Annotated in this window: 20 protein-coding genes and 1 tRNA gene; 9 read left to right on the top strand and 12 right to left on the bottom strand. The window is 64.7% G+C overall.

The genetic code is table 11. The features are described 5' to 3' along the window. The first annotated feature begins 37 nt into the window (after positions 1-37). Entirely contained in the window at positions 38-655 is a 618-nt protein-coding gene (locus ATE59_RS06025) for a DNA-3-methyladenine glycosylase family protein (protein ID WP_058811582.1), read from the top strand. Between the two features lie 159 nt (positions 656-814). Here the strand turns inward: ATE59_RS06025 and tig are convergent, their stop codons facing one another. Further along, positions 815-2386 carry a trigger factor gene (gene tig, locus ATE59_RS06020; protein WP_003043576.1) on the bottom strand — a complete coding sequence of 524 codons (1572 nt, stop codon included), beginning with the start codon at positions 2384-2386 and terminating at the stop codon, positions 815-817. A gap of 88 nt (positions 2387-2474) precedes the next feature. Continuing rightward, positions 2475-2559 (bottom strand) — tRNA-Leu (locus tag ATE59_RS06015). Positions 2560-2728: 169 nt separating this feature from the next. Between ATE59_RS06015 and ATE59_RS06010 the strand changes: the two genes are divergently transcribed. Beyond that, on the top strand, positions 2729-2938 hold the full coding sequence (locus ATE59_RS06010) for a hypothetical protein (protein WP_058811888.1): 210 nt from the start codon (positions 2729-2731) through the stop codon (positions 2936-2938). A 61-nt stretch (positions 2939-2999) separates the two neighbouring features. Next, positions 3000-4694 carry an amidohydrolase gene (locus tag ATE59_RS06005; protein ID WP_058811581.1) on the top strand — a complete coding sequence of 565 codons (1695 nt, stop codon included), beginning with the start codon at positions 3000-3002 and terminating at the stop codon, positions 4692-4694. A gap of 36 nt (positions 4695-4730) precedes the next feature. On the opposite strand, the gene gatB is transcribed toward ATE59_RS06005, so the two are convergent. From gatB to ATE59_RS05985, 4 genes are all read right to left on the bottom strand, one after another. Next, entirely contained in the window at positions 4731-6197 is a 1467-nt protein-coding gene (gene gatB / locus ATE59_RS06000) for an Asp-tRNA(Asn)/Glu-tRNA(Gln) amidotransferase subunit GatB (RefSeq protein ID WP_058811580.1), read from the bottom strand. Positions 6198-6294: 97 nt separating this feature from the next. Then, positions 6295-7776, bottom strand: coding sequence for an Asp-tRNA(Asn)/Glu-tRNA(Gln) amidotransferase subunit GatA (gene gatA, locus ATE59_RS05995; protein ID WP_058811579.1), 1482 nt, complete (start codon positions 7774-7776; stop codon positions 6295-6297). A 127-nt stretch (positions 7777-7903) separates the two neighbouring features. Beyond that, positions 7904-8206 (bottom strand): Asp-tRNA(Asn)/Glu-tRNA(Gln) amidotransferase subunit GatC, encoded by a 303-nt coding sequence (gene gatC / locus ATE59_RS05990; RefSeq protein WP_058811578.1) that lies wholly within the window; start codon positions 8204-8206, stop codon positions 7904-7906. A gap of 101 nt (positions 8207-8307) precedes the next feature. After that, on the bottom strand, positions 8308-10086 hold the full coding sequence (locus tag ATE59_RS05985) for a DUF4153 domain-containing protein (protein ID WP_058811577.1): 1779 nt from the start codon (positions 10084-10086) through the stop codon (positions 8308-8310). Between the two features lie 79 nt (positions 10087-10165). Here ATE59_RS05985 and ATE59_RS05980 point away from each other — a divergent pair, with 79 nt between their 5' ends. The 6 genes from ATE59_RS05980 (at position 10166) to ATE59_RS05955 (ending at position 16135) form a co-directional block, all read left to right on the top strand. Continuing rightward, positions 10166-11458 carry a DUF3089 domain-containing protein gene (locus ATE59_RS05980; RefSeq protein WP_058811576.1) on the top strand — a complete coding sequence of 431 codons (1293 nt, stop codon included), beginning with the start codon at positions 10166-10168 and terminating at the stop codon, positions 11456-11458. Positions 11459-11576: 118 nt separating this feature from the next. After that, complete coding sequence (ruvX, locus tag ATE59_RS05975) at positions 11577-12035, top strand: Holliday junction resolvase RuvX (protein WP_058811575.1); 459 nt, start codon at positions 11577-11579, stop codon at positions 12033-12035. Between the two features lie 41 nt (positions 12036-12076). Then, positions 12077-12427, top strand: coding sequence for a DUF1294 domain-containing protein (locus ATE59_RS05970; RefSeq protein WP_156416716.1), 351 nt, complete (start codon positions 12077-12079; stop codon positions 12425-12427). Positions 12428-12440: 13 nt separating this feature from the next. Then, complete coding sequence (locus ATE59_RS05965; protein ID WP_003043604.1) at positions 12441-13436, top strand: aspartate carbamoyltransferase catalytic subunit; 996 nt, start codon at positions 12441-12443, stop codon at positions 13434-13436. Continuing rightward, on the top strand, positions 13427-14641 hold the full coding sequence (locus tag ATE59_RS05960; RefSeq protein WP_058811574.1) for a dihydroorotase: 1215 nt from the start codon (positions 13427-13429) through the stop codon (positions 14639-14641). The genes ATE59_RS05965 and ATE59_RS05960 overlap by 10 nt, the downstream gene beginning before the upstream one ends. Before the next feature lie 108 nt (positions 14642-14749). Further along, positions 14750-16135 carry a peptide MFS transporter gene (locus ATE59_RS05955; RefSeq protein ID WP_082657319.1) on the top strand — a complete coding sequence of 462 codons (1386 nt, stop codon included), beginning with the start codon at positions 14750-14752 and terminating at the stop codon, positions 16133-16135. 141 nt (positions 16136-16276) lie between these two features. Here ATE59_RS05955 and ATE59_RS05950 read toward each other — a convergent pair whose 3' ends face one another. From ATE59_RS05950 to scpA, 6 genes are all read right to left on the bottom strand, one after another. Next, positions 16277-16648: a tRNA-binding protein gene (locus ATE59_RS05950; RefSeq protein WP_058811573.1), complete on the bottom strand. Its 372-nt coding sequence runs from the start codon at positions 16646-16648 to the stop codon at positions 16277-16279. A gap of 91 nt (positions 16649-16739) precedes the next feature. Beyond that, positions 16740-18761: an acetyl-CoA carboxylase biotin carboxylase subunit gene (locus ATE59_RS05945; protein ID WP_058811572.1), complete on the bottom strand. Its 2022-nt coding sequence runs from the start codon at positions 18759-18761 to the stop codon at positions 16740-16742. Next, complete coding sequence (locus ATE59_RS05940; RefSeq protein ID WP_058811571.1) at positions 18761-19153, bottom strand: lysozyme inhibitor LprI family protein; 393 nt, start codon at positions 19151-19153, stop codon at positions 18761-18763. The genes ATE59_RS05945 and ATE59_RS05940 overlap by 1 nt, the downstream gene beginning before the upstream one ends. Further along, the gene (gene bioB / locus ATE59_RS05935; RefSeq protein WP_197409137.1) at positions 19150-20160 is read right to left on the bottom strand and encodes a biotin synthase BioB; all 1011 of its coding nucleotides are present in this window, start codon (positions 20158-20160) and stop codon (positions 19150-19152) included. The genes ATE59_RS05940 and bioB overlap by 4 nt, the downstream gene beginning before the upstream one ends. Then, entirely contained in the window at positions 20157-21437 is a 1281-nt protein-coding gene (locus ATE59_RS05930) for an O-acetylhomoserine aminocarboxypropyltransferase (RefSeq protein ID WP_058811569.1), read from the bottom strand. The genes bioB and ATE59_RS05930 overlap by 4 nt, the downstream gene beginning before the upstream one ends. Then, positions 21434-23581, bottom strand: coding sequence for a methylmalonyl-CoA mutase (gene scpA, locus ATE59_RS05925; protein WP_058811568.1), 2148 nt, complete (start codon positions 23579-23581; stop codon positions 21434-21436). The genes ATE59_RS05930 and scpA overlap by 4 nt, the downstream gene beginning before the upstream one ends. Position 23582 lies beyond the last annotated feature (1 nt).

Here is a 23582-nt window from a genome sequence, read left to right as displayed (position 1 = left end):
TGCTAATGACGGCCTTCAGAACAAAAGGAGAATATCGATGGGGCTGTCGCAGGAGCAATTGAACGCCGGGATCGATGCGCTTGCGGCGCGCGAGCCGAATTTCGCGCGCGCGCTGGGCAATGCCGGCTATCCCGAACCGCGCATCCGTGAGCCCGGCTATACGACGTTGCTCCGTACCATCGTCGGCCAGCAGGTCAGCGTTGCAGCGGCAACCTCGATCTGGAACAAGCTGGAGGCGGGGTTCGGGGCGGGTTGCCCCGCCGAGGTAATGGCGGCCGCGGAGTTTGATGCCCTTCGTGCCTGCGGACTGTCGGCGCAAAAACAGGGCTATGCCAAAAGTCTGGCGCAGCTCGTACTCGATGGCGAACTCGACTTCGCCGCCCTCCCCGCCGACGATGAAGAGGCGATCGCGCTGCTGACCAAGGTCAAGGGCATCGGACGCTGGTCGGCCGAAATCTACCTGCTTTTCGCCGAAGGGCGCGCCGACATCTGGCCCGCCGGCGACCTGGCGGTGCAGGAGGCCGTGGGTCGCATCCTCCGCCTCGATGCACGCCCGAGCGAGAAGCGCGTCCGCGAAATCGGCGAGGCGTGGCGTCCCCACCGCGGCGCCGCCGCCATCTTCAGCTGGCATTGCTACAATATGGATGTGATCTGACCCTGGCGAGCCGGGTGGACCGATGAGCTCGTTCAGGAACGCCGCCACAGAATGATCGCCGCGCACGGCGTCGCCGCCGATATCATTGTGGTCCGCCAGAGACAAAAAAGGCCGGGCAGAGAAACGCCGCCCGGCCTTTTTGTTCACCTGATATAAGGCTTATTTCTTGGCGGCGGCCTTTTTGGCGGGCGCCTTCTTGGCGGCTGCCGGCTTTTCCTCGGCGTCGGCCTTGGCCGCTGCCTTCTTCGCCGGCGCCTTCTTGGCCGGAGCTTCGGCCTTCTCGGCCTTGGCTTCTTCCTTCACCGCGTCCTTCTTGGCAGCGGGCTTTTTCGCGGCCGCCTTCTTGGCGGGCTTGGCGTCATGATCATGGTCGTGGCCACAGCCCGGACCATGTACATGATCGTCGTCAGCCTCGATCGCGGCTTCCAGCTCTTCGCGGGTCACTTCGCGATCGCTGATTTCCGCCTTTTCGAACAGGAAGTCGACGACCTTGTCTTCGTACAGCGGAGCGCGAAGCTGCGCCGCGGCGAGCGCGTCCTGCTGGACATATTCGACGAAGCGCTGACGGTCTTCGGGGCGATACTGCTGCGCCGCCTGCATGACCAGACGCTGCATTTCCTGCGGGCTGACCTGTACGCCATGCGCCTGACCGATTTCCGAGAGGAGCAGGCCAAGGCGGACGCGGCGTACCGCGATGCTGCGATATTCGTCGCGATCCTTTTCGAGTTCAGCCTTCGCCGCCTCGGGATCGGCTTCGTGGCTCGCTTCATGTTCGAGCTGCTGCCAGATCTGGCCGAATTCGGCTTCGACCATCGTCGGCGGCACGTCGAAATCGTGGCTCGCGGCGAGCTGGTCGAGCAGCTTGCGCTTCATATAGGTGCGCGTCAGGCCGTTGAGTTCCTGTTCGACCTGGCCCTGCATCAGCTCCTTGAGCTTCTCAAGGCTCTCGAGGCCGAGCGACTTGGCAAACTCGTCGTCGATCGCGGTTTTGGCCGGAACCTTCACTTCCTTCACCGTCACGGCGAATTCGGCGGGCTTGCCCTTCAGATTTTCGACCGGATACTCGTCGGGGAAGCTGACTTTGACGGTCTTTTCGTCACCGACCTTCACGCCGACGAGCTGATCCTCGAAGCCCGGGATGAGCTGGCCCGAACCGATTTCGACCGCCATGTCCTCGCCGGTGCCGCCATCGAAAGCGACGCCATCGACGCTGCCGGCGAAGTCGATGATAACCTGATCGCCGGTCGCGGCCTTCTTCGTCTTGGGCGCATCTTCGAAGCGCTTCATCTGCGCCGCGAATTCCTCGATCTTGGCCATTACGGCGGCATCGTCGGCAGCGACGGTCAGGCGTTCGAGCTTCAGCCCGTCGATCGACGGCGCTTCGATTTCGGGCAGCACTTCGAGCGCAACCGTCAGTTCGGCATCCTTGCCGCGCTCATAGCCGTCTTCCAGGCTCACAGCGGGCTGCAGCGCCGGACGAAGCTTTTCCTTCGTCATCAGATCGCGCACGCCGGCGTCGATCGCCTTGTTCAGCGCGTCGGCCGACAGCGCTTCGCCGTGCATCTTGCGGATCAGGTTCGGCGGCACCTTGCCGGGGCGGAAGCCGGGCATGCGCACGGTCGGCGCGATCGCCTTGACTTCGTCATCGACGCGCGCGTCGATGTCCTTCGCGGTGATGGTCAGGCGATATTCGCGCTTCAGGCCTTCGTTCAGCGTTTCGACGGTCTTCATTGCCTTGGTCTTATCCTTGCTCAAAATCTCTTATCGCAAACCCGGCCCGAAAGCTGGGTTCTTCTATCCGACCTCGCTCTTGCGGACATGGTGCGGGCGAAGGGACTCGAACCCCCACATCTTGCGATACTGGTACCTAAAACCAGCGCGTCTACCAATTCCGCCACGCCCGCATGAGCTGTCGGCCGGGTGCACGAATCCATGCGCTGTGCCGCGCACGCCCGTGCGGGCCGGGCGGGGCTATAGCAGACGCGTGGCCGAGGGCAAGGGCGGAAGGCCGCGATATTCCGTGAGCGGAACGATGAAGACGGCTATAGGTTGATCGAGTCTGAGGAGACGATCATGACCAGCGGCACCAATAGCCTGCCCGACCCCCTTCCCAAGCCCAAGCCCGATGTCATCGAGCCGCAGTCGCCACCCGAACGACCGGTGCAGCCGACGCCGCACGAGGACCCCGCGGGGCAGCCGCAGGAAATACCCGGAAGCCCCGGCGGCGGCGATATCGACGAGCCTGGCCGCGGGCCCGACGAAGCACCGCCGCAGCACATTTAGTTTGCTAAGCGCTTGACCCTCCCCCTTCCCCGCCGCCAAGAAGGCAGCGGGAGAGAGGGCTATGAAAAAGACCATTGGAGCGTTCGCGCTTTTCGCCGCGCTGACCGTGCAGTCCGCGGGCGCGCAGGATCGTCCGACCATCTATCGCGGCGGACCGATTGTCACGATGGACGGCGACACGCCGCATCTGGCCAAGGCAGTCGTCGCCAGCGACGGCAAGATAATTTTCGTCGGCGATGAAAAGGGCGCGCGCCGGGCCGCCGGCAAGGATGCCCTGATCCACGATCTTGCCGGCTCGACAATGCTGCCGGGCTTCGTCGATGCCCATTCGCATTTCGCCGTCGCGCTCCAGATGGCGGGCGGGCTCGACCTGTGGGACAAGTCGCTACCGCCCGTCACCGACATCGCCAGCCTGCAAGGCGTTGTCCGCGATTTCATCGCGCGGCGCGCCATTCCGAAGGGCGGCTGGGTCGTCGTCTGGCAATATAATGACGAAGCGCTGAAAGAGCGGCGTCATATCACCCGCGCCGAGCTCGACGCGGTATCGCCCGATCACAAGATCGTCCTGCTGCACATCTCGCTCCACGGGCTCGTCGCGAACAGCGCGGCCCTCGCCGCGGCGGGGCTGTCGGATGCAAGCCAGCCGCCGCCGGGCGGACTGATGCTGCGCGACGACGCCGGACGGCTGAACGGCGTGCTGCTCGAAAAGGCGATGTACCAGATGCTGCCCGCGATGCCGCAGCCGACGGCGGAACAGAAGCTCGCGATGCTCGATGCGGCGCAAGCGCGCTATTTCGCCGAGGGCTATACCCATGCGCAGGACGGCGCGACCTCGCCCGCAGACCTGGGCTTTTTCACCAGCGATGCGGCCCGCGCGCGGCTCAAGATCGATCTTGCGCTGCTGCCGATCTACACCGGTCTCGACGCGCTGCTGGCGAAACCCGACATTCAATTTCGCACCTATCAGGACCATGTGAAGATCGAAGGGGTGAAATTCATCCTCGACGGCAGCCCGCAGGCGCGGACCGCCTATTTCACGCGCGATTACGAACGCGGCAGCCCGAGCGGCGACCACCCATGGCACGGGCAGCCGATCGTCAGCCAGGAAGAGTTCGACACGCTGGCCCGCAAGGTCAACGACCGCGGCTGGCAGATATTCGTCCACGCCAATGGCGACGCCGCGATCGATATGGCGATCAAGGGCTTCGATGCGCTGGGGATCAAGGCGGCCGACGATCGCCGCCCGATCGTCATCCACTCGCAGTTCCAGCGCCCCGACCAATTGCCCGCCTACGCCCGCATCGGAGTAGGCCCCGCCTATTTTTCAAATCACACATGGTATTGGGGCGACGTCCACCGCAGCAATTTCCCGAAGGAAGTGGTCGATTTTATCAGCCCCTTTCGCGCCGCGCGCGAGGCGGGCCTCATCGCGTCGAACCACAGCGATTTCAGCGTAACCCCGCTCGACACGCGCTTCATGCTCTGGACGTCGATGGCGCGCGTCTCGCCCACCGGCGTCGTCAGCGGCGCCGACCAGCGACTTGACGCCTATGCAGGATTGCAGGCGCTTACAACCGGCCCCGCTTGGCAGGTGTTCGAGGAAAATCGCAAGGGCCGTATAAAGGCCGGGCTGCTCGCCGACTTCGTGATCCTCGACGAGAACCCACTGACTACGCCGGTCGATGCCATCAAGGACATCAGGGTGCTGGAAACGGTGAAGGAAGGCCGGACGGTGTGGAAGACGTCCGCCGACTAAGGGTGCCGCCCTCCCCTACCAACATCGCCAGCGCCTTCAGGAAAGCGCCTTTTTCAGCAGCTCGTTCACGACCTGCGGGTTCGCCTTGCCCTGCATCGCCTTCATTGTCTGACCGACGAAGAAGCCGAACAGCGCTTCCTTGCCGCCCTTATACTGCTCGACCTTGTCGGCATTGGCGGCAAGAACCTTGGCGATTTCCGCCTCGATGGCGCCCGTGTCGCTCGTCTGCTTGAGGCCCTCGCGGTCGACGATCGCGGCGGCGCCGTCGCCGGTTTCGAGCATCTTTTCGAACACCTGTTTCGCAATCGTGCCCGAGATCGTGCCGTCGGCAACCAGGCCGAGCAGTTCGCCCGCCTGCGCCGGGGTCACGGGGCAATCGCCGATGTCCTTGCCGAGCCGGTTTAGTGCGCCGAACAGCTCGCTCGTCACCCAGTTCGCCGCCGCCTTGGGCTCGGCGCCGGTTTCGAGCAGCGCGTCGAACCAACGGGCATTTTCGACCTCGGCAGTCAGCACGTCGGCGTTATAGGCCGAAATGCCCAGCCCCAGGTAGCGCGCGCGCTTGGCATCGGGCAGTTCGGGCAAGGACTCGCGGCATTCCGCAAGAAACGCATCGTCGAGTTCGAGCGGCAACAGATCGGGATCGGGGAAATAGCGATAGTCGTGCGCGTCTTCCTTCGACCGCATCGTGCGCGTCGTTCCCGTGTCGGGGTTGAAGAGGCGCGTTTCCTGATCGACCGTGCCGCCGGCCTCCAGCACCTCGACCTGGCGCTTCGCCTCATATTCGATCGTCTGCATGACGAAGCGCACCGAGTTCACATTCTTCGTCTCGGTGCGCGTCCCGAATTCGTCGCCGGGCTTGCGCACGCTGACGTTGACGTCCGCGCGCATCGAGCCTTCTTCCATATTGCCGTCGCACGATCCGACATAGCGCAGGATCGCGCGCAGCTTGCGGACATAGGCCCCGGCCTCGGCGGGCGAGCGCATGTCGGGCTTCGACACGATTTCCATCAGGGCGACGCCCGAACGGTTCAGATCGACGAACGACATCGTCGGATGCTGATCGTGCATCAGCTTGCCGGCATCCTGCTCGACATGGATGCGTTCGATGCCGATCACCTTGTCGGCGGCGATTCCGGCCTTTTCGTCGGCCTCGATCGTCAGCGAACCTTCGCCGACAAGCGGATGATAGAGCTGCGAAATCTGATAGCCCTGCGGCAGATCGGCGTAGAAATAATTCTTGCGGTCGAAGCGCGACCATTTGTTGATCTGCGCGTCGATCGCCATGCCCGTGCGCACCGCCTGGCGGATGCACTCGCGGTTCGGCACCGGCAGCATGCCGGGCATCGCGGCGTCGACAAGGCTGACCTGCGTATTGGGTTCAGCCCCGAAGGCCGTCGCGGCGCCCGAGAACAGCTTGGCGTTGGAGGTGACCTGCGCATGGACCTCGAGGCCGATCACGACCTCCCACTCGCCGGTTTCGCCCTTGATGCGATAATCAGACATCTTCGTTCCTTCTTGTATCCCCGCGAAGGCGGGGATCCAGTGCGGGGCAGCGCTAGGCCGCTCTGGGCTCCCGCCTTCGCGGGAGCACACCGCTAAATCACCACCACTTCTCCGCCCGCGCCGTAAAGCCCGCACGCTCCTCGATCGCCAACCCGGCGTTGAGTACGCCCTGCTCGTCGAACGCCTTGCCGATGATCTGCAAGCCGAGCGGCAGCCCTTCGCGGTTCAGCGCCGCGGGGACCGACATCGCGGGCAGCCCCGCGAGGCTCGCGGGCACCGCAAACACGTCGTTCAAATACATCGAGAGCGGATCGGCGGTCTTTTCGCCCAAACCGAACGCCGCCGACGGCGCGGTCGGGGCGAGGATCACGTCGCACGTCTCGAACGCCGCGCTAAAGTCACGCGAGATCAGCGCCCGCACCTTTTGCGCCTGCGTGTAATAGGCGTCGTAGAAGCCCGCCGACAGCACATAGGTGCCGATCATGATGCGACGCTTGACCTCGGGCCCGAAGCCATCGGCGCGCGTCGCGGCATACATGTCCTGCAAGCCTGCACCCTGCGGCAGATCACGCAAACCATAGCGCACGCCATCATAGCGCGCGAGGTTCGACGAGGCTTCGGCCGGCGCGATGATATAATAGGTCGGCAGCGCATATTTGGTGTGCGGCAGGCTGATCTCGACGACCTCAGCCCCCGCATCCTTCAGCATCGCGATGCCGGCGTCCCACATCGCGTCGATCTCGGGATCGATGCCCTCGAGGCGATATTCCTTGGGAATACCGACCTTTTTTCCTTTGAGATCGCTCGACAAGGCCGCTTCCCAATTGGGCACGGGCAGGTCGAGGCTGGTCGCGTCCTTCGGATCGAAGCCCGCCATATTTTCGAGCATGATCGCGCAGTCGCGAACATCGCGCGCCATCGGCCCCGCCTGATCGAGCGAGCTTGCGAAGGCGACGATGCCCCAACGCGAGCAGCGGCCGTAGGTCGGCTTGATCCCCGAAATACCCACGAAAGCCGCGGGCTGGCGGATCGAACCGCCGGTGTCGGTGCCGGTCGCCGCAGGGCAGAGCCGCGCCGCGATCGCCGCCGACGAACCGCCCGAGGACCCGCCCGGCGCAAGCGCGGCATTACCGCCGTCGTTGCGCCTCCACGGGCTGATCACATTGCCGAAATAGCTCGTCTCGTTCGACGACCCCATCGCGAACTGGTCGAGGTTGAGCTTGCCGAGCATCCCGCAACCAGCGTCCCACAATTTTTGGCTGACGGTCGATTCATAGCGCGGCACAAAGCCTTCGAGCATATGGCTCGCGGCGGTCGTCTGGACACCGTTCGTCGCGAACAGGTCCTTCATGCCGATCGGCACGCCCGACAGCGGCTTCAGCGTTCCGGCCGCGCGGTCAGCATCCGCCACTTTGGCGGCCTCGATCGCGCGGTCGGGCGTTTCCACGATGAAGGCGTTAAGCGCCTTGGCCGCGGCGACGTTCGCGTTGAACGCCTCGGCCACTTCGACGGCCGAGAAATCACCCGCGCGGTGGCCGTCGCGAATTTCTGCAACGGTGAGATTCGTAAGATCAGTCATTTCCCAAACCCGCTCGTGCTGAGCTTGTCGAAGCACCGTCCTTCATTTTTCGAACGGTGAAGAGAAGAACGGCCCTTCCCCCGGACTTGATCCGGGGTCAGGGCAAACGGAAAAAGAGCAAGGCGTATCATTCGATCACCTTCGGCACGCCAAAGAAGCCGTGCTGCGGTTCGGGCGCATTGGCAAGAATATCGTCGCGGCGCCCTCCACCGGTCAGCGGGTCGGCATCAACCACATCGTCACGCAGGCGCAGCGTGTTCGGGATGACGGCGGTCATCGGCTCGACGCCGGTCACATCGACCTCGCCCAATTGCTCGACCCAGCCAAGGATACCGTTGAGTTCGCCTTCCATCGCTGCGGCTTCGTCATCGGTGATGGCGATGCGCGCGAGCGACGCAATTTTCCGGACTGTTGCTTGATCGATTGCCATGTCTGTCGCCTTATCGGGAGAAGCAGCGCCGCTAGCACCCTCGCCGCACCGCATCAACTATGATCCTGACCGCCGCGGCGCGGCTAGATCCAGTGACGCCCCTATTCGAAATTGCCGCCCACGGCCTTGCCACCAACGAAAAGCTGTCGGCGCTGGACCGTGCGCAGTTCGACCGGCGCCTTGACCAGATCGTCGACGGTCAACGCCGTGTCGCCGCGCGAGGGGCTAGCTTCGAACGCATAATTCTGGCTCCAGCGGCCCTTGGCGTCGCGTTCGAGCATCATCACACGCGCCTGCCCCCGTCCGATTACCGCGACGCGCTGGTCCGACAGCCAGTAGAGAATGCAGGGTGCGTCGCGGCACCATTGCTGATCCTCGATCGCCTTCTCGACCTCCGGAATCAGGGTCCGCCCGGCCGGCAGGACGCGAACCTTGTCGGCGAGCGGCGTCACGCGATAGGCGACTTTCGCCGCATCGCCGTCATCGCCGGGGCCCAAGTCCCAGCGGTTCTTCGCGCTCATGGCGATTTTCGCGCGGTTCGCGCGCGCCTTGTCGGGCGACTTGGCGAGACGCGCCAACGCCTGCCGCCCGCTCGGCCCGAAATCGAACGCCAGCGCCGCCCAGTCGAACTTGTCCGCACCGACCTTGCCGTTTTCCAGCCGCGCAAGCTGATCGCGCGTTGCGATCGCGCCGAAATCGACGATGGGCAGCGCCAGGAAACCTGCAAGCAGGACCAGCCCGATCGCCAATTTCTGTTGCAGGGGCCGCAACAGATCGTCGAAATCATGCCGTCCGCGGATGACCGACCACAGCCCCGACAGGCCATAAGCGACGGCGATTACCGCCGCGATCACGCCCCACAGCCGCTCGGGCGTCCAGCCATATTGGAGCACGCGCAGGTGCATCGAATAAAAGGCAATCACCGCGAGCGGCAGAACCACCGCGACCAGCGCCGCCGCGGCAATATGCAGCAGCCGGTTGCCCGCGCGCTCGTCCCGGCCGTTGCCGATCGCGGCATTGGCGAGCAACACGGCAAAGGCGGCCGCCGCCATCATCAGCCCCGCGGTCGAAAAGCCCGAGCGCCACAAGGGTTGCAGGCCCGTCCCGACAAGCGACAGCAAAAATATCAGCAACGCTGCGGCGAGTACCGGGGCCAGCACCGAAAGCACGATCATCACCAGCCGCTGCAACGTCGCAACGAGCTTGTCGCGCTCCCGCAGCAGGCCGACCGCGCCGCCGAACGCTGCCCCCGCGAGCATCCAGCCGAACCATTCGCCGCGCAGCAGTTCGCGGATCAGGTCGATGCCGATCAGGTGGAACATTTCGCCGATCAGCACGGTGAGCAGGAAGGACAGGCCGACGAACGCCAGCGATGCCGCCCCGATCACCGCGTCGGTCCAGGCGTGGCTGTGCAGCCGGTCGTAGGGCATCTGCCACAGCTTCCAGAACCGTCCGTCGGGCGCGACGTCGCGGCGCGTCTGAAAGAGCGGCGTGGCGACCAGGACCGCCAGCAACCCCGACCAGAAGGGCCATTCGAAGGGCGAGGCATCGAAATTATAGCCTGCCCCGTTCCACACGATCAGCGCCATGATCGCGCCCCACAGGAGCGCGAAGCCTGCGGCCCAATGCACGCGGCGGATTTCCATGCCGAGCGTGAACACCAGCGTTGCGACCGCGACGAAGGTCGCGAGCGCCATCCGCCAACGGTCAAGTGGATCGCCATAGCCATGGTCGACGCAGGCGTGGAAAAGCAGGCCCGCGGTCGCGCAAAGCGCCGCCATGACCCAGGGGCGCTGCGGCCACGGCGGATCGCTGTCGTCGAGGCGAGTGGAAAGCACGGGCGAATCGGGCGCGGCGCCGCTTGCGATGCTGTCGGTCATACCCCACATCTGGGCTTGTTTGATGGCGCGGCGCAAGCCAGATAGCGCACCCGTATCTCCCGCCGCATGGAGCCCCGACTTGGCCCGCAAATTCCTTTATTTCATCGCCGCGATCATCCTGATGATACTCGGCGTCGGCATTGCCTATCAGCTCAATCCCGGCTGGTTCGGGCGGGTCGCCTTCGTTCCGAGCAGCGATTTCGTGCCGCAAGCGGCGGTGGCGGCCAACGCCTATGACAATCCCAAAATGTGGATCGCCCGCCCCGGCCTGCCCGACGACCCGTCGGCCTGGCGGCCGCCCGCCGCCGAAGCGGAAGACGGCGAAGCAAGCGCCCCTGAACCGGGCGCACGGCCGCTGATTGCGCCCGCAAAGGCGGCCGAAGCATCGGGAGCGGCACCGATCGCTCCGCTCGGCGATGCGGCGGTCTTTTTCGTCCACCCGACAAGCTATTACAGCAAGGCGAGCTGGAACGCGCCGCTCGGCGATGCCGACGCCGATTACCGCGCCACGCTGTTCGTGCGCGGCATGGCAAGCGCATTCGGCGATGCGGGCGCCATATGGGCGCCGCGCTATCGCCAGGCGACGCTTGGCGCGTTTCTGGCCGAAGACCGCGTCACGGCGGGCAAGGCGATCGACGCCGCCTACCGCGACGTCGAACAGGCGTTCGACGCCTTTCTGGCCGCCATTCCCAAGGACAAGCCGATCATTCTTGCGGGCCATAGCCAGGGCGCGCTGCATCTGACGACGCTGCTCAAGAACCGCATCGCGGGCACGCCGCTCGCGAAGCGCATCGTGGCCGCTTATGTCATCGGCTGGCCGATCAGCCGCGACACCGATATGGCCGCGCTCGGCCTGCCCGCCTGCGATACGCCCGATCAAAAGGGCTGCATCCTGTCTTGGGCAAGCTTTGCCGAGCCCGCCGACACCTCGATGGTCACCGGCGCATATGACGGCACAATCGGCTTCGATGGACGCCCGCGCGCGGGCACGCGCATGCTCTGCACCAACCCGCTCACCGGGACGCCCGATGCCGCCGCCGGACCGGAGGCGAATATCGGCACGCTGAAACCGTCCGATGGCTTCCGCAAGGGCGACCTCATCACCGGCAAGGTCGGCGCCAAATGCGACGACGATCGCGGCTTCCTGTTGATCGGCGACGCCGATGCGGCGCAGCATTTTGTCGTCGCGGGCTATGTGCTGCCCGGCAACAATTATCATGTCTATGACATCACCCTCTTCTGGGCGAATGTCCGCGCCGATGCGCTGCGGCGTCTCGCCGCGTTCGAGGGGAAGGCATCGCCGGTTCCGCCACCGGCTGGGGCGCTGCCCCTTCCGACGAAGCCTGCGGCAGCCCCGCCCGCCAGGACCTGATCACGTTATTGCGAGCAAAGCGAAGCAATCTCCAGCAAGCAGTGAAGTCGAAAGTCGATGGCTGGCGATTGCTTCGCTTCGCTCGCAATGACAGGGCTTTGGGATTAGGGGTCGATCGATGATTACCACCGCCGCTTCCGAATTCGCCGCCGCCCTGCCCGGTGGCGGCCGCCTTGTCGGGCTCGATGTCGGGACCAAGACGATCGGTGTTGCGCTGTGCGACGCGGGATGGAGCTTCGCGACGCCTGACAAGACGATCGTCCGCAAGAAATTCACGGTCGATTTCGAGGCTCTCAAGGCGTTGATCGCCGCGCAATCGGTGGTCGGCATCGTCGTCGGCCTGCCGCTCAACATGGACGGCAGCGACAGCCCGCGCACCCAAAGCACCCGCGCCTTCGCGCGCAATCTCGCGCCGCTCGCGCTACCTTTGCTGCTGTGGGACGAGCGCTGGTCTACCGCCGCGGTGGAGCGTGCGATGATCGCCGCCGACGTCAGCCGCGCCAAGCGCGCCGAGCGCGTCGACAGCGCGGCCGCCGCCTTCATCCTGCAGGGCGCGATCGACGCGCTGGCGCGCTGACTTTAACATTTCGCGGGTATTTCGCGTTTATACGGCCGAAAATGACCGCCTATATTCTCTATTGGCTTATCGCCGCCAACCTGATCGCTTTTGCGCTGATGATAATCGACAAGCGGCGCGCCGACAAAGGGCTTTGGCGCATCCGCGAAGCGACGCTACTCGACTGGGCGAGGATCGGCGGCGCAATCGGGACCGTCGCGGCCTCGCGCCTCGTTCGCCACAAAACGCGCAAACAGCCCTTCGCGGACGATATGCATTTTCTGTTCGCGATGGAGGTCGTACTCCTGACCTTGTGGGCGTTCGGCCTCTTCGATCCCGTCCTGTCCGAAGCGGAGAGCAAACTCGGTCCGTTCGTATCCACGGCGCTTGCCTATTTGCGCGCTGCGACCTAAAGGCTCGGCTTTAATGACAAGCGCAACTCCTCGACCCGCCAGCGACTATCCGCCCGGCGGCGATGCCTTTCGCCATCGCCACCTGACCGGTATCGCCCAGCTCACCCCGTGGGAGATTTCCTACATCCTCGACGCCGCCGAAGAGTGGGTCGAACTCAATCGCAGCGGCGCGGCGAAGCATGACGACCGGCTCAAGGGGCTGACGATCATCAACGCCTTTTTCGAAAATTCGACGCGCACGCTCCTGTCGTTCGAGATTGCGGGCAAGCGCCTCGGCGCCGATGTCGTGAACATGCACGCCGCGCAGTCGAGCGTGAAGAAAGGCGAAACGCTGATCGACACGGCGATGACGCTGAATGCGATGCGCGCCGACGCGATGGTGATCCGCCATGCGTCGTCGGGCGCGGTGCAACTGATTGCCGACAAGGTCGATTGCCCGGTGCTCAACGCCGGCGACGGGCGCCACGAACATCCGACGCAGGCGTTGCTCGATGCGCTGACGATCCGTCGGCGGCTCGGACGGGTCGAAGGGCTGACGATCGCGATCTGCGGCGACGTGCTGCACAGCCGCGTCGCGCGTTCGAACATCCTGGCGCTTACGTTGCTCGGCAACGAGGTGCGGGTCGTCGCGCCGCCGACGCTGACGCCGCCCGCGATGGAACGGATGCATGTCGCGACCTTCACCGACATGGACGAAGGGTTGAAAGGCGCCGATGTCGTGATGATGCTGCGCCTGCAGAACGAGCGCATGGACGGCGCCTATCTGCCGAGTGCGCGGGAGTATCACGCGCTCTACGGCCTGACCCCGCAGCGGCTGGACAAGGCGAAGCCCGATGCGATCGTCATGCACCCTGGTCCGATGAACCGCGGGGTCGAGATCGACAGTAATGTCGCCGACGATCCGGCGCGCTCGACGATTACCGAACAGGTCGAAATGGGGGTCGCCGTCCGCATGGCCTGCCTCGACATATTGACGCGCCGCAAGCGGGGGGTGCCCGGATGGAACTGAAGCCCCTTCTGATCGCCAATGCGCGCCTGCTCGGCGGCGAGCCGGGCAGCCTGCTGGTGGCGGGCGGCCGCATCGCGGCGCTGAACCCGTCGGACACGCCGGAGGGCACCGACACAGTCGATGCCAAGGGCCAATGGCTCGCCCCCGGCATCATCGACTTCGGCGTCTTCGCGACCGACAAACCCGCCTTTCACTTCGGCGGTATCACGCGCGCGGCGCTTATGCCCGACAGCGGCCCGCTCGACGGCGCGGGTCTGGTCGAACGCGCCGCGAAGGGCGGCAAGCCCGATCTCTGGGTTCACCCGATCGCCGCCGCGACCAAGGGCCTCGCCGGCGCAGAGCTTGCCGAGATCGGCCTGATGCAGCAGGCGGGCGCGCGCGCGGTCGCCACCGGACGCGCGCGCATCGCAGATGCCGGCGTGATGCGCCGCGTGCTGTCCTACGCCGCGTCGCTCGGCGTTACCGTTATCGCCCACGCCGAGGACGAAGGGCTGACCGCCGGCGCGGTTGCGACCGATGGCGAGATGGCGACGCGGCTTGGCCTTGCCTCTGCGCCCGCGATCGCGGAAGCGATGGCGATTGCACGCGACCTCATGCTCGTCGAGGAAACCGGCGCACCGATCCACTTCCGCCAGGTCACCACCGCGCGCGGGCTCGATCTTGTCCGCGCCGCCAAGGCGAAAGGCCTGCCCGTCACCTGCGGCATCACGCCCGCGCATCTGTTCCTTTCGGACACGGCGATCGGCGATTTCCGTACCTTTGCCCGCCTGTCGCCGCCGCTCCGCAGCGAGGACGACCGCCACGCGTGCCTCTCCGCCATCGCCGACGGCACCATCGACGTGCTGGCATCCGGGCACGATCCCCGCGGCCCCGAGGACAAGCGCCTGCCCTTTGCCGAAGCGCTGCCCGGCATGGCGGGCGCCGAAACGCTGCTCGCGATGGGACTGCAGCTCGTACGCGATGGTCATGTCACCCCGGCGCGCCTGTTCGACCTGCTCGCCGCGACGCCGGCGAAGCTGCTCGGGCTCGACGCGGGCGCACTGACGGTGGGTGCCGAGGCCGACCTGATCCTGATCAACGAGGGTGCGCCGTGGCAGGTCGATGCGAAGCGGATGGCTGCCTGGGCGGGCAACACCCCGTTCGACGGCATGCCGGTGCAAGGCCGCGTCACCGCGCTATGGAAGGGCGGCCAGCGGATTCGCTGACGGCCCGAACGTGACAAGCCGCATCGACGCCCGCCGCCGTTCGTCGATTGTGTCTGGAAAGTTTCATTTGCAACATTAGGGTCGCCCGAAATTTCGGGGAGTGACCATATGACGATTGCCGAGGCGACGCCGGATTTCGAAGAGGGCATCGACCGCGCCGACCGCGCCTTTCTGGGCCATCCCAAGGGCCTGGGCTATCTGGCCTTCGTCGAAGGGTGCGAGCGTTTTTCCTATTATTCGATGCAGACGCTGCTCGTCCTCTACATGGTCAAATATCTGCTGCTGCCCGAACATGCGAGCGGGGTCTTCGGGCTGGAATGGCTGCGCGGCTGGTACGGCGGGATCGACGGCCAGCCCTTCGCGTCAAAGATTTTCGGCGATTATACCTCGCTCGTCTATCTGACCCCGATCGCCGGCGGCTTCATCGCCGACCGCTGGCTCGGGCGGCGCGCGACGCTGATCGCCGGCGGCCTGATCATGGCGATCGGCCATTTCCTGATGGCGTTCGAGGGCGCCTTCCTCTTCGCCCTCCTCGCGCTGATTGTCGGCGTGGGACTGTTCAAGGGCAATATCGCGAGCCAGGTCGGCGAACTTTACAAGCCCGGCGATCTGCGGCGCGCGATGGCGTTCCAGATCTTCTATATCGCGATCAACGTCAGCGTCATCGCGGCGCCGCTGATTTCGGGTACGCTGGGCGAAAAGGTCGGCTGGCACTGGGGTTTCGGCACCGCGGGCGTGGTGATGGTCATCGGCCTGATCCTCTATATCATGGCAGGACCGTGGCTTCCCGCCGACAATCGGCCCGCGAAAGGCGCGGCTGCGAAAGCGAGCGAACCGATGTCTCGGCAGGACTGGCTGCGCGTCGTGGCGGTGCTGACGCTGGTGCCGGTGATGGCGGTCGCGCTGCTCACCAATCAGGAAATCTTCAACGCCTATCTGGTCTGGGCCGATCAGCATTTCCAGCTCACCTTCTTTGGCGAGACGCTGCCGACAAGCTGGATGATCACCATCGACGCGACGGCGAGCTTTTCGATGCTCGCAGCGGTCGCCGCCTTCTACGTCTGGTACGGCAAGCGCCACCGCGAACCCGACGAACTGGGCAAGATGATCATCGGCAGCGTCTTCACCATCGCCGGCGGGCTCTGCCTCGTCATGGCGGCGGCGACGCAGGGCGACGGCAAGATCGGGCTGTTCTGGCCCGTGATGTTCCATCTGCTCAACAGCGTCGGCTTTGCGCATATCCTGCCCGTCAGCCTCGCGCTGTTCACCAAGCTGGCACCGAAGGCGCTCAACGCGACGATCGTCGGCATTTATTACCTCGCCTTCTTCGGCGCGAACAAGATCGTCGGTGAGGTCGGCACTTGGTATTCGTCGATACCGACGACCAGTTTCTGGCTGTTCCATGTCGCGACCGCCGCGGTCGGGCTGGTTGCCTTCATCCTGTTCAAGCTGTTCCTCGCGAAACGGCTGATGGGGGAAGTGGAGGCGGCCTAGAGCCTGATCGTTTTTGCCTGAATCGTCATCCCGGCGAAGGCCGGGATCTCGCCGGTGCGTCAGATAGAGCCGGCGGGATCCCCGCCTTCGCCGGGATGACGAGATAAGGACGGTGGTGTTTCAGCCTAACCCGATCACGATTCAGAACAGTCGCGACCCGTTCGGCACCGCGCGGTCGGGGGCGAAAAGGATCACCTCGCCCGCCGCGTCGGCAAAGCCCAGCGTCAGCACTTCGGACATGAACTTGCCGATCTGGCGCGGGGGAAAGTTGACAACCGCCGCAACCTGCCGCCCCGGCAAATCCTCGAGCGCGTAGCGCGCGACGATCTGTGCGCTGCTCTTCTTGATACCGATCGCGGGGCCGAAATCGATTTTCAGCTTGAACGCGGGCTTGCGCGCCTCGGGAAAAGGCTCGGCCGCGACGATCGTGCCGACGCGGATATCGACACGCAGGAAATCGTCGAAGGCGATGGGCTCCGCAGCGGGGGCTGCGGCGTCGTGATTCAGGTGCATTCAAATCCTCCGTCATTCCCGCGCAGGCGGGAATCCAGCTTCCTCACTGCCTTAGCTGGATTCCCGCCTGCGCGGGAATGACGAAAGTGGATCATTCCATCTCCAGGATCACCGCATCGACCGCGAGGCTGTCGCCCTGCGTGGCGTTGACGGTCTTCACCACACCCGATTTTTCGGCGCGAAGGATATTCTCCATCTTCATGGCCTCGACGGTTGCCAGCGGCTGACCCGCCTCGACCTTGTCGCCTTCGCCCACATGCAACGCGACGAGCAGGCCGGGCATCGGGCAGATGAGGAATTTCGACAGATCGGGCGGGATCTTTTCGATCATGTGGCTCGCGAGCGGCGCGACGTGCCAGGGCAGCACGCGCACATTATGGATCGCGCCGCGCGTCGTCATGCGCCAGCCGGTGCGCGTTTTCGCGACCTTCACCGCCAGTTCGCTGCCGTCGATCTCGGCCACCACCAGCCGGTCGCCCGGCGTATATTCGAGCGCGATGTCGATCTTGTCGCCATCGACCTTGATATGCTTGTGGCCGAGTTTGACCTTGTGGCTCGTGCCGTCGATCGTCACCTGCCACTTTGCGGGCGGGTCGAGCCGGTCGCCGAGCTGACCGTCGGTGCGCCGCGCGCGATCGGCCTCGGCGCTCGCCATGAAGCCCGCGATCGCCGCGAGCGCGCGCGTCACCGCTTCCTCGGTCGGCGCGCCGTGGAAGCCCTCGGGATATTCCTCGGCAATAAAGCCCGTGGTCAGCTCGCCTGAGCGGAAGCGCGGATGCTGCATGATCGCCGAGACGAAATCGATATTGTGGCCAAGCCCCTCAAGCTCGAAGCGGTCGAGCGCCGCCACCTGCAGATCGGCCGCCTCGTCGCGCGTCTCGCCCCAGGTGATCAGCTTGGCGATCATCGGATCGTAGAAGATCGACACCTCGCCGCCATCGTAAACGCCGTCGTCGACGCGCACGCCATCCACACCCCGGCGGCCATTTTCCTCGCCATCGTCGGTCCAGCCGGCGACCGGCGGTTTGTAGCGCGTCAGGCGCCCCGTCGAGGGCAGAAAGCCGCGATAGGGATCTTCGGCATAAACGCGGTTCTCGATCGCCCAGCCGTCGATCTTGATGTCGTCCTGCGTCATTTCGAGCTTCTCGCCCGCCGCGACGCGGATCATCTGTTCGACCAGATCGATGCCGGTAATCGCTTCGGTCACGGGATGCTCGACCTGAAGCCGGGTGTTCATTTCGAGGAAGTAGAAGCTCTCGCCGGTCGGATCGGCGCCCGACACGATCAGTTCGACCGTGCCCGCGCTGTAATAGCCGACCGCCTTCGACAGCGCGACGCACTGCTCGCCCATCGCCTTGCGCATCTTTTCGGTGACGAAGGGCGACGGCGCTTCCTCGACGACCTTCTGGTGGCGGCGCTGGATGCTGCATTCGCGCTCGTTGAGGTAGAGGATGTTGCCGTGCTGATCGCCGAGAATCTGGATCTCGATATGGCGCGGGTTCAGGATGAATTTCTCGATAAACACGCGGTCGTCGCCGAAGCTGTTCAGCCCCTCACGCTTGACGCTCTCGAAGCCTTCGCGGACGTCCTTCTCGTCATAGGCGAGGCGCATGCCCTTGCCGCCGCCGCCGGCGCTGGCCTTCATCATCACCGGATAGCCGATCTCGTTCGAAATCTCGACCGCATGCTCGGTATCGCGAATTTCGCCGACGAAGCCGGGGACGACGTTGACGCCCGCTTCCTTCGCGAGCTTCTTCGACTCGATCTTGTCGCCCATCGCGGCGATCGCGTTCACCGGCGGGCCGATGAAGGCGATATTTTCCTTCGCCAGCGCCTCGGCAAAGCTGGTGCGTTCCGACAGGAAGCCATAGCCCGGATGCACAGCCTCGGCGCCCGTCGCCTTGCACGCGGCGATGATCTTGTCGGCGATCAGATAGGATTCGGACGCCGGCGACGGCCCGATATGCACCGCCTCGTCGGCCATCTGCACGAAAGGCGCGCGCGCGTCGGCGTCCGAATAGACGGCGACCGTCGCGATGCCCATGCGGCGCGCGGTCTTGATGACGCGGCAGGCAATTTCGCCGCGATTGGCGATCAGGATTTTCTTGAACATCAATATTCCTCGACAAGTGCCTTTAGTTCTGCGGTCCGCGCCTTGGTCAATCGTTCCATGCATCCGCTGTGGAGCATCGGTGCCATGCTACCGCCGCGCGCCGCAAAACTCTCGACCAGGCACTGCTGATCGCGATAGGTCAGCCACGCGCGCTGCGCGGCGAGCAGCGTGTCATAATGCGTCGGTTGGCTGTCATAGCGGCGATCGATCATCTTATCGCGCGACCGCATCTCGGCAACGGTCAGCTTCCACTGCGCATTGAGCGCCGCATCCGCGACCTCATAGGCCTTTCCGGCACAATAGTTCATCTCGACCTGATATCGTTGATTGTCGCAATCGACGGGAGAATCCTCCGCGACCGCCACCGCCAAATAGAAAAGGGCGAGGATCACTCCGCGGCCTCCGTGAGCATCCCTTGGCGCATCGGCTCTTCGCTCTCCATCGGGCGCAGCCCCAGCTTTGCGAACAGCGCCGCGTCGGCATTGTCGCCCGCATTCGCCGTCGTCAGCAGCTTGTCGCCGGTGAAGATGCTGTTCGCGCCCGCCATGAAGCAGAGCGCCTGCGTCGCCTCCGACATGCTCTCGCGGCCCGCCGACAGGCGGACCATCGACTTGGGCATGGTGATGCGGGCTACCGCGATCGTGCGGACGAATTCGATATCGTCGATCTTCGCGAGCGGAGTGCCGTCGAGAATGTCGCCGAGTACCGTGCCCTTCACCGGTACCAGCGCGTTGACCGGCACGCTTTCGGGATGGCGTTCGTGCGTCGCAAGCGCGTGAATGAAGCCGACGCGGTCGGCACGCGTTTCACCCATGCCGACGATCCCGCCCGAACAGACGTTGATCCCCGCATTGCGGACTTCTTCCAGCGTATCGAGCCGATCCTGAAACGTCCGCGTCGAGATGATATTCTCGTAATTTTCCGGGCTCGTATCGATATTGTGATTATAATAGTCGAGCCCCGCAACCGCGAGCGTCTGCGCCTGTTCCTTGGTCAGCATGCCCAGGGTCATGCAGGTTTCCAAGCCCATCGCCCGCACGCCCTCGACCATCTCGACGATGCTCGCCATGTCGCGGTCCTTGGGGTTGCGCCAGGCGGCGCCCATGCAGAAACGCTTCGACCCGGCATCCTTCGCCTGCGCCGCGGCCTGCAGCACCGCGCGCACGTCCATCAGCTTGGTGGCTTTGAGTCCGCTGTCGGCATGCTTCGACTGCGAGCAATAGCCGCAATCCTCGACACAGCCGCCGGTCTTGATGCTCAAGAGCGTGCAAAGCTGCACCTCGCCGCGCGCGTGATGGCGGCGATGGACGCCCTGCGCCTCCCACATCAGCTCGTCGAACGGCAGGTCGAACAGCGCGGCGATTTCCTCGCGCGTCCAGTCGGTACGGGTTTCGGTCACGCTTCGGTCTCCAATGCCTGCGCCAGGTCGGCGATGATGTCGTCGATATGTTCGATCCCCACCGACACGCGGACGACGTCGGGGCCGGCGCCGGCTTCGACCAGTTCGGCCTCCGAAAGCTGGCTGTGCGTTGTGGACGCCGGGTGGATGATCAGCGAGCGGGTATCGCCAAGATTGGCGAGATGGCTGAACAGCTTGACCGAGGAGACGAGCTTGACGCCAGCGTCGTAGCCGCCCTTGAGGCCGAAGGTGAACACGGCGCCGCCGCGCCCGCCGAGATATTTGTGCGCGAGGTCATGATAGGGGCTGTCGCGCAGCCCGGCATAGGAGACCCAGCTCACCGCCGGATGATCCTGCAACCATTTGGCGAGCGCGATCGCGTTGCTGCAATGCCGGTCCATGCGCAGCGCAAGCGTCTCCATGCCGGTGAGCGCAAGAAAGGCGTTCATCGGCGCAAGCGCGGGGCCAAGGTCGCGCAGACCGAGCGTCCGCGCGGCGAGGATGAAGGCGAGCGGCCCGAACGCATCGGTGAAGGTCAGCCCGTGATAGGAGGCATTCGGCTCGCTCAGCGCGGGATATTTGCCGCCCTTCGCCCAGTCGAACGTCCCGGCATCGACGATCAACCCGCCGATCGCATTGCCATGACCGTTCAAAAATTTGGTCGCCGAATGGACGACGATGTCGGCGCCATGTTCGATCGGGCGGCAGAGCATCGGGGTCGCCATCGTGTTGTCGACGATCAGCGGCACGCCGGCATCGTGGGCGACCTTTGCAATCGCCGCAATATCCTGCACGACCCCGCCCGGATTGGCGAGGCTTTCGATGAACACCGCGCGCGTCTTGTCGTTGATCGCGGCCGCGACATTTGCAGGATCGTCGGCATCGACGAAATGCGTCGTCCACGCCATCTTGCGAAAGCTCTGCCCCAACTGGTTGAGCGAGCCGCCATAGAGCTTTTTCGCCGCCACGATCTCGCATCCCGGCTCCATGATCGTATGGAAGGCCAAGAATTGTGCCGCATGGCCCGAGGCAACCGCTAGCGCCGCCTGCCCGCCCTCCAGCGCCGCGATCTTGCCTTCGAGCGCGCCGTTCGTCGGGTTCATGATCCGGGTGTAGATATTCCCGAATTCCTGCAGGTTGAACAAGCGCGACGCATGGTCGACATCGTCGAACACATAGGATGCGGTCTGGTAGATCGGCGTGATCCGCGCCTTGGTCGTCGGATCGGGCGCGGTGCCGGCGTGAACGCTCAGCGTTTCGGGCTTATGGTCGCTCATGCAGCATCCTCCAGCGGGGGCATGTTGTGGCCGAGCAGGCGCAGGACGTCGGCGGCGCATTCCACCACATTGCTGCCCGGGCCATAGATGCCCTGCACGCCCGCGTCGCGCAGATAGTCGTAATCCTGCGGCGGAATGACGCCGCCCGCGATCACCTTGATATCGCCGCGCCCCGCCTCGCGCAGTCCCTTGATGAGTTCGGGGATCAGCGTCTTGTGCCCGGCGGCAAGGCTCGACGCGCCGACCGCATCGACCCCGCTTTCGAGCGCGAGCACGACCGTTTCCTCGGGCGTCTGGAACAAGGGCCCGGACACCACATCGAAGCCCATGTCGCTGAACGCCGAGGCGATGACATTGGCGCCGCGATCGTGTCCATCCTGCCCCATCTTGGCGACGAGAAGCTTGGGCGCGCGGCCCAGACGGCGTTCGACCGCCTTCACCCCGTCGACGACCTGCGCCCAGCGGCTGTCGCCCTGATAGGGTGCGGCATAAACGCCCTTCACCGGCTTCGGCACCGTGCCGTAGCGCCCGAAGCTGACCTCCATCGCGTCCGAAATTTCGCCCAGCGTCGCGCGCGCGCGCGCCGCATCGACCGCGTGCGCGAGCAGATTGGTCTCGATCGACTGCGGTGCCGCCGCCGCGCGGCGCAGCGCGGTGAGCGCGGCCTGGCAGGCGACCTCGTCGCGGCTCGCCTTGACGCGGTTGATGCGCGCGACCTGCGCCTCGCGAACCTTGGTGTTGTCGACCTCCAGCGTTTCGAGCAGATCCTCGTCCTTCAGGCGATATTTGTTCACGCCGACGATGACATCATCGCCGCGGTCCACCCTCGCCTGTCGGGCGGCGGCGGCCTCCTCGATCATCGCCTTGGGCCAGCCGGCGGCGACCGCCTTGGCCATGCCGCCTTCGCTTTCGACCCGGTCGATGATCTCCTGCGCCTTGTCGACGAGCTGCTGCGTCAGCGCCTCGATATAATAGCTGCCGCCGAGCGGATCGACGACGTTGCACATGCCCGTTTCTTCCTGGATCACGATCTGCGTATTGCGCGCGATGCGGGCCGAAAAGTCGGTGGGCAGCGCGATCGCCTCGTCGAGCGCGTTGGTGTGCAGCGATTGGGTGCCGCCCAGCATCGCCGCCATCGCCTCGATCGTCGTGCGCATGACATTGTTGTAGGGGTCTTGCTCGGTCAGGCTGACCCCCGACGTCTGGCAATGGGTGCGCAGCATCTTGCTGCGCTCGTCCTTCGCGCCCAGCTTCGTCATCGCGCGGTGCCACAGCACGCGCGCGGCGCGCAGCTTGGCGATTTCCATGAAGAAGTTCATGCCGATCGCGAAGAAGAAGGACAGGCGCCCGGCGAACTTGTCGATGTCGAGGCCGCTCGCCACGCCATATTTCACATATTCGATGCCGTCGGCGATGGTGAAGGCCAGCTCCTGCACCTGGGTCGCCCCCGCCTCCTGCATATGATAGCCGGAGATCGAGATGCTGTTGAACTTAGGCATCTCGCGCGACGTGTAGCCGAAGATGTCGCTGATGATCCGCATCGAGGGTTCGGGCGGATAGATATAGGTGTTGCGGACCATGAACTCCTTGAGAATGTCGTTCTGGATGGTCCCGTCGAGCAGCTTGCGCTCGACCCCCTGTTCCTCGCCCGCGACGATGAAGAAAGCCAGGATCGGGATCACCGCGCCGTTCATCGTCATCGACACCGACATCTGGTCGAGCGGGATGCCGTCGAACAGGATTTTCATATCCTCGACGCTGTCGATCGCCACCCCCGCCTTGCCGACGTCGCCGACGACGCGCGGATGATCACTGTCATAACCGCGGTGCGTCGCCAGGTCGAAGGCGACTGACAGGCCCTTCTGTCCCGCCGCGAGGTTGCGGCGATAGAAGGCGTTCGATTCCTCGGCAGTCGAAAAACCCGCATATTGCCGGATCGTCCACGGCCGCCCCGCATACATCGACGCGCGCACGCCGCGCGTGAAGGGCGCAAAGCCGGGCAGACCCGGATCGGTGGTTACGTCCTCCGCCGTATAGAGCGGTTTGACATCGATCCCCTCGGGCGTGTGCCAGGTGAGATCTTTACCCTTTACTTCCTTGTCGGCGGCGGCCGCCCATTGGTCGAGGGTCGGTTTGTCGGTCATA

This window comes from Sphingopyxis sp. A083 (assembly GCF_001468495.1).
Lineage (GTDB): Bacteria > Pseudomonadota > Alphaproteobacteria > Sphingomonadales > Sphingomonadaceae > Sphingopyxis > Sphingopyxis terrae.
This window is presented reverse-complemented; position numbering and strand designations above follow the sequence as displayed.